This is a genomic window from uncultured Sneathiella sp. (assembly GCF_963973085.1).
Lineage (GTDB): Bacteria > Pseudomonadota > Alphaproteobacteria > Sneathiellales > Sneathiellaceae > Sneathiella.
In genome coordinates this window covers 558,967-567,874 of sequence record NZ_CAXAXA010000003.1, presented here as the reverse complement: position 1 = coordinate 567,874, position 8,908 = coordinate 558,967, and the positions used below count along the sequence as shown (strand labels likewise).

General features: G+C 50.2%; 12 protein-coding genes and 1 riboswitch. Of the genes, 6 read left to right on the top strand and 6 right to left on the bottom strand.

Annotated features, from left to right (window positions below):
* Window positions 1–191: hypothetical protein (locus AACZ19_RS10665; RefSeq protein ID WP_339633723.1), on the top strand; the 191-nt coding region annotated here is incomplete at its 5' end.
* A gap of 191 nt (window positions 192–382) precedes the next feature.
* Window positions 383–1,291, top strand: a complete 909-nt coding sequence (locus AACZ19_RS10660) for a patatin-like phospholipase family protein (RefSeq protein ID WP_339633721.1) — start codon at window positions 383–385, stop codon at window positions 1,289–1,291.
* Between the two features lie 6 nt (window positions 1,292–1,297).
* Here the strand turns inward: AACZ19_RS10660 and AACZ19_RS10655 are convergent, their stop codons facing one another.
* The 3 genes from AACZ19_RS10655 to AACZ19_RS10645 form a co-directional block, all read right to left on the bottom strand.
* Window positions 1,298–1,729: a CBS domain-containing protein gene (locus tag AACZ19_RS10655; RefSeq protein ID WP_339633719.1), complete on the bottom strand. Its 432-nt coding sequence runs from the start codon at window positions 1,727–1,729 to the stop codon at window positions 1,298–1,300.
* A gap of 113 nt (window positions 1,730–1,842) precedes the next feature.
* Window positions 1,843–2,592, bottom strand: a complete 750-nt coding sequence (rsmI, locus tag AACZ19_RS10650; protein ID WP_339633717.1) for a 16S rRNA (cytidine(1402)-2'-O)-methyltransferase — start codon at window positions 2,590–2,592, stop codon at window positions 1,843–1,845.
* Window positions 2,593–2,648: 56 nt separating this feature from the next.
* Window positions 2,649–3,536: a LysR family transcriptional regulator gene (locus tag AACZ19_RS10645; protein WP_339633715.1), complete on the bottom strand. Its 888-nt coding sequence runs from the start codon at window positions 3,534–3,536 to the stop codon at window positions 2,649–2,651.
* Window positions 3,537–3,650: 114 nt separating this feature from the next.
* Between AACZ19_RS10645 and AACZ19_RS10640 the strand changes: the two genes are divergently transcribed.
* A complete protein-coding gene (locus AACZ19_RS10640) occupies window positions 3,651–4,862 on the top strand; it encodes an acyl-CoA dehydrogenase family protein (RefSeq protein WP_339633713.1) in 1,212 nt (403 codons plus the stop codon).
* Window positions 4,852–5,310 (top strand): PaaI family thioesterase, encoded by a 459-nt coding sequence (locus AACZ19_RS10635; protein WP_339633711.1) that lies wholly within the window; start codon window positions 4,852–4,854, stop codon window positions 5,308–5,310. The genes AACZ19_RS10640 and AACZ19_RS10635 overlap by 11 nt, the downstream gene beginning before the upstream one ends.
* A gap of 2 nt (window positions 5,311–5,312) precedes the next feature.
* Here AACZ19_RS10635 and AACZ19_RS10630 read toward each other — a convergent pair whose 3' ends face one another.
* The gene (locus AACZ19_RS10630) at window positions 5,313–5,792 is read right to left on the bottom strand and encodes a MaoC family dehydratase (RefSeq protein ID WP_339633710.1); all 480 of its coding nucleotides are present in this window, start codon (window positions 5,790–5,792) and stop codon (window positions 5,313–5,315) included.
* Window positions 5,793–5,897: 105 nt separating this feature from the next.
* Between AACZ19_RS10630 and bfr the strand changes: the two genes are divergently transcribed.
* Entirely contained in the window at window positions 5,898–6,365 is a 468-nt protein-coding gene (gene bfr / locus AACZ19_RS10625; protein ID WP_339633709.1) for a bacterioferritin, read from the top strand.
* Window positions 6,366–6,763: 398 nt separating this feature from the next.
* On the opposite strand, the gene AACZ19_RS10620 is transcribed toward bfr, so the two are convergent.
* On the bottom strand, window positions 6,764–7,735 hold the full coding sequence (locus AACZ19_RS10620; RefSeq protein WP_339633707.1) for a nitronate monooxygenase family protein: 972 nt from the start codon (window positions 7,733–7,735) through the stop codon (window positions 6,764–6,766).
* Between the two features lie 260 nt (window positions 7,736–7,995).
* Window positions 7,996–8,181 carry a hypothetical protein gene (locus AACZ19_RS10615; protein ID WP_339633705.1) on the bottom strand — a complete coding sequence of 62 codons (186 nt, stop codon included), beginning with the start codon at window positions 8,179–8,181 and terminating at the stop codon, window positions 7,996–7,998.
* Window positions 8,182–8,243: 62 nt separating this feature from the next.
* Here AACZ19_RS10615 and AACZ19_RS10610 point away from each other — a divergent pair, with 62 nt between their 5' ends.
* Window positions 8,244–8,594, top strand: a complete 351-nt coding sequence (locus AACZ19_RS10610) for a hypothetical protein (RefSeq protein WP_339633703.1) — start codon at window positions 8,244–8,246, stop codon at window positions 8,592–8,594.
* Window positions 8,595–8,681: 87 nt separating this feature from the next.
* A riboswitch (glycine riboswitch) is annotated at window positions 8,682–8,768 on the top strand.
* The last annotated feature ends 140 nt before the right edge of the window (window positions 8,769–8,908 follow it).

Sequence of the window (8,908 nt, the reverse complement as noted above, 5' to 3'; positions counted from 1 at the left end):
ACAACCCCGCCGCCCAGGCATCCCTTCTCATCATTACAACAATGTCAAATATCAACCAGTCGCTTGAACCGGACAAAAAAAACGCCGCCGAACTTATCCTGACCTTCATCAGGCGTATCCGACTGCGTCGTTGCCCATCTTATATAGATAAGCGCGCAACGGCGTCAACAGGTAATTTTACAAAAATATGAAGATCGTATTATATCTTTAACACAGCCTTAATACAACTCTTATCTAATACATACAAGCAACGGATAATCAGCCGTATTTGGCATTTGCCAAAATATACCTCTAGTGCGATTGCCGAGAGTATGGAGTTAATGAGATATATCTGTTAAGGCATAAAACAAGAGAAAATTCTGACTCACAAGGTAGTATATCTATGTCACGGCCGGAAATCGGATTGGCATTGGGCAGCGGTGTTGCGCGCGGTATGGCCCATATTGGCGTTCTGCGTCGACTGGAACAGGAAGGCTTGAAGCCCGACTATATCTGCGGCACGTCCATTGGGGCCCTTATCGGCGGGATGTATCTTGCTGGCAAGCTTGATGAACTGGAAGCCTGGGCACGCGATCTGGGAAAATCCGGCCTGTTTCGCCTGCTGGATATCCGCCTCACAGGTGGCGGGCTGATCTCGGGCGCAAAATTATTCACACTGCTGGAAGACACGATCGGGGATACGAAAATAGAGGACCTTCCGATTCCCTTTGCGGCAGTAACAACTGAACTTGGCACCGGACATGAAATCTGGATACGAAAAGGCAATCTGGCAAAGGCAATAACAGCCTCCTATGCTCTTCCAGGCCTGTTCTCGCCGCAAAAAATCAATGGACGCTGGCTTATTGACGGGGCCCTGACCAACCCCGTTCCGGTATCCGTCTGTCGGGCGCTCGGAGCCCGCCTGGTTATCGCAGTCAATCTGAATGCGGATGTTTTCGGCATGACCAATATCGGCGAGAGCGAAGCGGATTTCGTTGTTGATGGAAACGGCAAGAAAACACGGCTTTTTCATTCCCGCTCCCCGCTCAACTTGATGAAACATCGCTTTTTCGATAAATCAGGCGCAGAACCAAGCATATTCGGCGTCATGATGTCGTCCCTCAATATTGTGCAGGATCGCCTGAGCAGGTCCCGCCTAGCGGGCGACCCGCCGGACATAACAATTGCACCCAGATTGGCAAGTCATGGGTTGCTGGAATTCGACAAGGCGGCGGAAATGATAGCAGAAGGTGAGGCCGCAACCGATCGCTCCCTGTCGTTCCTGAGACATGCGATGGATGTTCTGGCCTGATTTTTATTATCCTGTCGCGATATAATCCCGTAAGGCGGCCGCTTCTCTCTCGACTTCATCCATGCGGCTTTTTACGATATCGCCGATTGAGATAAACCCCGCAAGCTGGCCTTCATCAAGAACCGGCAAGTGACGGATGCGCCGCTCTGTCATCAGGGCCATAACGCTATCGATTGTATCAGACGGTGTTGTCGTTACCAGATCTGACGTCATCAAGTCAGCTGCCGCAAGCTGGAGGCAGCCATTCCCGCTTTCAGAAAGCCCGCGTACGATATCCCGCTCAGAGAGAACACCACATAGTTTGCCCGATTCGTCGACAACCAGAACGGCGCCAATTCGTTTTTCTCCGAGAATGTTCGCCACTGCTTCTATGCTATCAGAAGGGCTTGCCGTGATGATATCGCTCCCCTTCACTTTCAGAATACCTGCTACATTCATAGTGTTCCTCCTTATAAGTTACCGAGAGAGCCGCTGCAAAATCCGCACTTTCAATAAATCTAATTTAACAGATTGATTTACCAAACTCAATTGCAACTGCTTCGGCGCAATACTCAGGGAAGCCCAAGCAACCCGCTCGTTTCACCCTTTGTCGAATCTTCGCGAATGGGTGGGCCAATAACAATAGTGACTTCGCCTTTGATTTTCTGGTCGGAGAATTGCTCGGAGAGGTCGGACAGTGGGCCACGATGAATATTCTCAAATTTCTTCGTAAGTTCGATACAGACTGCGGCAGGACGATCCCCAAGCACCTCATGCGCAATTGCGAGTATCTTGCCCACACGAAAGGGAGATTCAAAAAACACCAGCGCGGACGGTGCTTCGGCAAAGGCCAAGAATAATTTACGCTGTCGGCCCGGTCGTCTTGGCAAAAACCCAAGAAATGTAAATGCCGGAATTGGTAACCCTGAAACGGTCAAGGCCGTGATGACCGCGCTCGCGCCCGGAAGCGAAACAACCTGATATCCTGCCTCAATCGCTGCTGCTGCAGCGCGCTGACCCGGATCACTTACTCCAGGTGCCCCGGCATCGGAAGTAAGTCCAACAGATTTTCCATCGCGAAGCAGTGAAAGAATACGTCCTACCGCCCGGTCTTCATTATGCGCATGACAAGGGAAAATAATGGGCGGGCTGGTGAGAGCATGCCGTTCATATATCTTTCGGGTATGGCGCGTATCCTCACAGGCCAGCGCATCGACCGATTGCAAAATCCGCATTGCCCGAAGCGTAATATCCTCAAGATTCCCAATCGGCGTCGGGATAAGATATAATGTCGGTTCGCTTTCGTCGGGAATATCTGTCATGGCTTAGGACTAATCATATTCTGACGATACGCGCAACGATCCACTTGTTGCTGCGTTCAGATAACTGAAAAAATCTGTTTGCGCAGCCATTTGCTCGCTTCCATTTGATCTGCAGAAATATGCCAGTAAAGATGCAGATCAAGGTTGGGAACATCAAGGGGCACGCGGAATGTCGTGCAATCATATAGTTGAGCCAACTGCCGTGGCGCAGTTACGGCCAAGTCTGTCCGCTCTATCATGTGAAAGGCGGCTTGATAATGTTGCAATCGGATAGCGATGCGCCGCGAATGCGCCGACTTATCCAGTTCGATATCAACAATCCCCCCACCGCGAGGACGGGACGAAACAAGTATGTGCGTCATATTGAGATAATCCGTAAGCGTAATGGCCGCATTTCCGGCAAGCGGATGATTGCGGCCAACTGCGCAGACTTGCTCCTCAACCATCAACTTGTCATGCATCAATTGAGCGTTATCAAGGATCGGGATATCAACGGCAAAGTCGATCTCGCCTAAAGAAAGGCGGCGCGGAATTGATCGCCTTGGGACATGGAACGCCTGTACTTTCATGTGGGGTGCCATCCGTCGCAGCTTTTCAACAAGCCTTGGCAGCAAAATCGTTTCACCAATATCGCCAATTGCAATCCGAAGAACTTTGTCACTGCCTGCGGGATCAAACTGCTCTTCCGCGCTGATACCTGTCTGAAGGAGTCGGAGCGCCTGACGAACCGGGCCGATCATTTTTTGGGCCATCGGCGTCGGGTTCATTTTTTTGCCTGCATGGATGAACAGGGGATCGCCTAATCGCTCCCGCAAACGGTTAAGGGCATTACTGACCGCCGGCTGCGTCACATTCAAGGTACGCGCCGCCAGCGTGAGGTTACCATGGGTATAAATAGCCTCAAAAGTAAGGAATAAGTTCATGTCAATGTGAGTAAGCTGCATTGTCTAACTATAAGTTTTATGAATACTAAATCATCATAAAAATAAATTTTAATGATTTTAAATTCAACGCTATCTTAATAATCGAATTCAGCAAAACCTGATGAGGGCAGAGAAATGAAATTTACCTTTACCGATAAAGTCGACGATTTGGTAAGTCGCGTCGAAGGCTTCATGAACGAAAACGTATATCCGGCGGAGGCTGTGTTCCATGAATTTCTGGAGAAATCCGACAATCGATGGACGATTCCGCCAATCATGGAGGAATTAAAGAAGAAGGCAAAGGCGCAAGGTCTCTGGAACCTCTTCCTTGCGGAATTTGAGGATTACGGCGCAGGATTAAATAACCTGGAATATGCCCCGCTCGCCGAAATTATGGGGCGGTCCCCCATCGGCTCCGAAGCCTTTAACTGCAGCGCGCCCGACACTGGCAATATGGAGGTGCTTGCCCGTTATGGGACTCAAGCGCAGCGAGATGAGTGGCTTGTCCCCCTTCTGAATGGCGAGATCAGGTCAGCTTTTGCCATGACGGAGCCTGCCGTCGCCTCTTCCGACGCAACGAATGTCCAATGCACGATAGATCGCCAAGGCAATGAATATGTCATCAATGGGCGCAAGTGGTGGACATCCGGCGCCTTGGATCCCCGATGCAAAATCATGATTGTGATGGGCAAGACCGATGTGAACGCCCCGCGCCATACACAACAATCCCAGATACTGGTACCGGTTGATACAAAAGGCGTCACCCTTCTCCGGCCGTTGAATGTTTTTGGTTCCGATGATGCCCCGCATGGCCATGCGGAGGTTCTCCTGGAAAACGTTCGTGTTCCGGCATCCAATATTATCGGCGGAGAAGGCGAAGGTTTCGCGATTGCACAAGGGCGCCTTGGCCCCGGTCGCATCCATCACTGCATGCGCCTGATCGGCTGCGCCCAGCGGGCATTGGAACTGATGTGCAAGCGGGCGGAAAATCGTGTCGCCTTCGGCAAGAAATTAAGCGATCAAGGATCGGTGCGAGAAGATATCGCCAAGTCTGCCTGCGAGATAGAGCAAGCCCGCCTGCTCACGCTGAAAGCAGCCGCACGTATGGACGATGTCTCTTATAAGGAGGCCCGGGACCTGATCGCCATGATCAAAATCACCGCGCCAACAATGGCCCAGACCGTGATTGACCGGGCAATTCAGGTGCATGGCGCGATGGGTCTGAGCCAAGACACTTTCCTTGCGGAAGCATTTGCTTACGCCCGGACTGTCCGGCTTGCTGACGGACCGGACCAAGTCCATATGTCCTCCCTCGGCAAGCAGATTGTCGGTCGTTATGCGCACTGAGGAAACAGGAAAGCCGGACAAATCGGGGGAGTTATCAAAACCCTCCGATTTTCTGGCGCTGCTCCCGTTTGTCCAGAGCTATGGTGTCACCATACTGGATGAGACGCCCGGGCATATTGTCATTGAGGCCCCATTTCAGGCGGCTCTATCAACGCCTCCGGACCTCTTTCCGGCATCCTTTATCGGCACGGTTGGCGATATCGCTGCGGTAAGCTCCTGCAATTCCCTGCTGCCTGCGGGATGGGCCTGTGCCACGCTGGATTTTACCGTAAAAATGACAGCGCAGGCACGCGGCGAAAAAGTAATTGCCCGCGGACGCGTTCTGCAAAACGGCCGCAATATTTCCATTGGCGCCGCTGATATATTTACCGTGAAGGATGGTATGGAGCAACTCTGCGGATCGGTTCTGGCATCAACCCGGAATTTTAAAATTCAGTCTGCAGTGTAACGCTACTTCCGCCGACGGACGAGATACCGCTGCTCTCCTTCGAGAACAAGCTCACGGCATTGATTATGAATTGTGGAGCGCACCGTCACGACGCCTGTCGATTTCTGTTCTTTGAGATCCGTGATGACTAGTTCCGGATAGACCGTATCACCGTAATAAACGGGGCCCAGAAATTTTGATGACTGATCTATGAAAGCGACAAGAGCCTCACCGATAACATGCGGAAAAATACCTGCGCCGGAAGCGGTCTGTATCAAAACCTGGAAACCATGGGCGAGCAATTCCGGATGGCCCTGCGACTTGCAATATTCTAAATCATAGTGAATGGGGTGATTATCGCCCGAGGCGGCCTGAAACGCCGAAAAATTAGCGTCACGCAAAGTCCGGGAGGGAATATAGAACCTCTGGCCAACCGAAAGGTCCTCGAAATAGCTTGCCTCGCCATATTTATGGTTTTCTGGATTAAACGGATTTTCCGACATCTCTCACCTCGCTTGTTCATCAAGTCTTTTTCTTAAGAGCATTTATTAAACTGCACTCCTTAGATATAGTTACTGAACTAACCATAGTTACGCAAGGAGGGTTTTATGAAGGGCGACACGTCAATTATCAAGCATCTGAATGTCATCTTGAAAAACGAATTGACGGCAATCAACCAGTATTTTCTCCACGCCCGAATCCTCGAAGATTGGGGCCTGAACGAACTGGGCGATAAGGAGTATCACGAATCCATTGACGAGATGAAACATGCCGACAAGCTCATCAAGCGCATACTTTTCCTTGACGGACTGCCTAATTTGCAGGATCTCGGAAAGCTCATGATTGGGGAGGACGTACAGGAGATCATCGAATGTGATCTCAAGATGGAGCATGTGGCCCATGTCGATCTGAAAAACGCGATAAAAGACTGCGAAAGCAAACAGGACTATGTTTCACGTGATTTGCTGGTCGATATCCTAGAATCGGAGGAAGAACATATTGACTGGCTGGAAACGCAACGTGACTTGATCGGCAAAATGGGACTGGAAAACTTTATTCAGTCACAAACCTCATAGGAAAATCAATCACATAATGTAAAAAAGCGCGCACCGAGAATTCATTGCTATTGACAACCATTCGCAAATACACTAGCTTTTAGGAATGATTGGCACTTTTAACAAAGAAGATACGCGCAATGTATATTTGTCTCTGTAATGGATTAACGGATCGCGACGTAAAAACGGCAGTTGCATCTGGCGCGCAACGTATTGCCAATGTCTATGAATTGCTAGGTGCAGCACCACAGTGCGCGAAATGCTCGGTGAACATTCGGGAAATCATTCGCGAAACTTCAACAAGTGGCATTGCGACAGCGGTCCGCAGCTAACCGCAGCGTCGCTTAATCTCGTTCAATTTTCATCGGAATCTGAAAAGAAATTACCCCCACCCCATAGGGGTGAGGGATAAATTCAGTCTACATGGCCTTATTATTGATTTCAGCCTTGGCCTGGGCATACTGTTCTTTTAATCTGTTCACATATTCTTCAACACTCGGCACATCACCAACACTGCCGATTCCCTGCCCGGAACCCCAAATATCCTTCCAGGCTTTAGACTTTCCAGTGCCACCGCTACCGAAGTTCATCCGGCTCTTATCAGCCCCCGGCAGGTTTTCCGGATCCAGCCCTGCCCGAACAACACTCGGGCGGAGATAGTTTCCATGAACGCCGGTGAATGTATTGGTATACACAATGTCTTCGCCGGCGCTTTCAACAATCATGGACTTGTAATCTTCAACCGCGTTCGCTTCCTTCGTCGCAATGAAGGCGCTGCCCATATAAGCAAGGTCCGCCCCCATCGCCTGCGCCGAGAGAATTGAGTGCCCATTGGCAATCGCGCCGGAAAGGGCAATAGGACCGTCAAAAAACTGCCGGACCTCTGATACCAGGGCGAAAGGGCTTAACCTGCCGGCATGGCCGCCAGCGCCAGCGCAGACAAGTATCAGCCCATCGACACCGGCCTCCAGCGCCTTTTGCGCGTGACGAATAGTTGTTACGTCATGCAGAACAATTCCGCCGTATGAGTGTATCGCGTCGATAACTTCGTTTGGCGCCCTGAGACTGGTAATAATAATGGGCACTTCGTGCTTGACGCAGAGCGCAACATCTTCTTCCAGCCGAGCGTTCGACGCATGAACAATCTGATTGACCGCGAAAGGAGCCACCTTCTTGTCCGGATTGGCTTTCGCATAGTCCGCAAGTTCGGTCTTTATCTGTTGCAGCCATTCATCGAGTTGAGAAACCGGCCGCGCATTCAGCGCCGGAAAGGAGCCTACAATGCCTTGTTTACACTGCGCTATCACCAGTTCCGGATTGGAAACAATGAACATTGGCGATGCAATGACTGGAAGAGAAAGTCGCCCCTCCAGAACAGCTGGCATTGACATATAAAGGATGACTCCTAGTTTATTGGAAAGTTTAGCCAGGCTTGGATCTTCCGCCCAGTTACCCGGCTTGCGGCGATTATTAGCAGGGTTTTTCAAAGATGACAAATTGTCATTATTGACAAAATTTCATTTTTTACCTTCGCACCTGCAGCAATATTGCGAAAAATCCTTTCAAAACAGAATATTATTACTTTTGGTCGAATTTAAAAAAAATCTACACCTCAGGCGGAGACGGAAGAAAATCGGCCCGAAATTGAATCTCAGCCGTACTTATTGATGATTTTGATTCTCTTTCGCTTTCCAAAAGCACCCTTCAAGGGCCCGAAAAACAAACTTGCGGCAAATATTTTCCTTCTGTCAGGACTTTCTTGCCCACCATCAAACGCCGTTGTTCGCTTTTTTGTCTCTTTTCCACCGAACCATATAGAAACCGTTGTGTTTTCCATGAATGTCATTCTGGCACGAACGCTGCATAGTGATTGCTGTACAAACTTTTATGGAGAGAATTGTGCTGCAAGCTGAAATGAATGATCTATCGGTTGAGAACAGATTCGAAAAACGGGGAGCCTTCCGTGTCTCCAAGCCTGTGTTGAGTGTAGAGATTGACGGAACGCAGTTTTCAACCGAAAACTGGTCCCTTGACGGTATGATGCTGAACGGCGTGCTTGGCCAGGCGGAACTCGACAAACCGGTAGAAGGAATTGTCGGGCCAGTTGGCTCTCCCGAAATGTGCCGCTTCGGAGGTCGGATTGTTCGCGTCGATACGCAAAGTATGACGACAGCGATCGAGCTGGACGAGAAAAGTCCCGATGTAGCAGCATTGCTGCCACTTTGGGTCCTGAAATACGGCACCCGCTAAGCGTCAACCTGACATCAGAAGCTTGACAATGGGCAGACACCATACCTAAGGTTGTCACACTTGCCGCTCGATGATCGGCATACCTTGATTTTCCTGATGGGAGAGACCGGTATTACCGGCGCCGAAGGAGCAACCGCCCCGGAAACTCTCAGGCACCTGTATCGTCAGGACAAAAGGCTCTGGAGAGAATACGCCGACGATGGTTGGCGCATCACCGAAGAGGTAAGCTGGAAGTTTCCAGCGTAATCTTTCAGGTACACGGACAGAGGGGGCATCATTTAGCGCATTGGTGAGTTCCACCAAAGTAAAGAAGG

Excerpts from the sequence above, each read along its gene's own strand:
- AACZ19_RS10615 (WP_339633705.1), bottom strand. The coding sequence starts at position 8,181 with ATGGAAAACACAACGGTTTCTATATGGTTCGGTGGAAAAGAGACAAAA.
- AACZ19_RS10640 (WP_339633713.1), top strand. The coding sequence starts at position 3,651 with ATGAAATTTACCTTTACCGATAAAGTCGACGATTTGGTAAGTCGCGTC.
- AACZ19_RS10655 (WP_339633719.1), bottom strand. The coding sequence starts at position 1,729 with ATGAATGTAGCAGGTATTCTGAAAGTGAAGGGGAGCGATATCATCACG.
- AACZ19_RS10630 (WP_339633710.1), bottom strand. The coding sequence starts at position 5,792 with ATGTCGGAAAATCCGTTTAATCCAGAAAACCATAAATATGGCGAGGCA.
- AACZ19_RS10620 (WP_339633707.1), bottom strand. The coding sequence starts at position 7,735 with ATGTCAATGCCAGCTGTTCTGGAGGGGCGACTTTCTCTTCCAGTCATT.
- AACZ19_RS10660 (WP_339633721.1), top strand. The coding sequence starts at position 383 with ATGTCACGGCCGGAAATCGGATTGGCATTGGGCAGCGGTGTTGCGCGC.
- AACZ19_RS10635 (WP_339633711.1), top strand. The coding sequence starts at position 4,852 with ATGCGCACTGAGGAAACAGGAAAGCCGGACAAATCGGGGGAGTTATCA.
- bfr (WP_339633709.1), top strand. The coding sequence starts at position 5,898 with ATGAAGGGCGACACGTCAATTATCAAGCATCTGAATGTCATCTTGAAA.
- rsmI (WP_339633717.1), bottom strand. The coding sequence starts at position 2,592 with ATGACAGATATTCCCGACGAAAGCGAACCGACATTATATCTTATCCCG.
- AACZ19_RS10645 (WP_339633715.1), bottom strand. The coding sequence starts at position 3,536 with ATGCAGCTTACTCACATTGACATGAACTTATTCCTTACTTTTGAGGCT.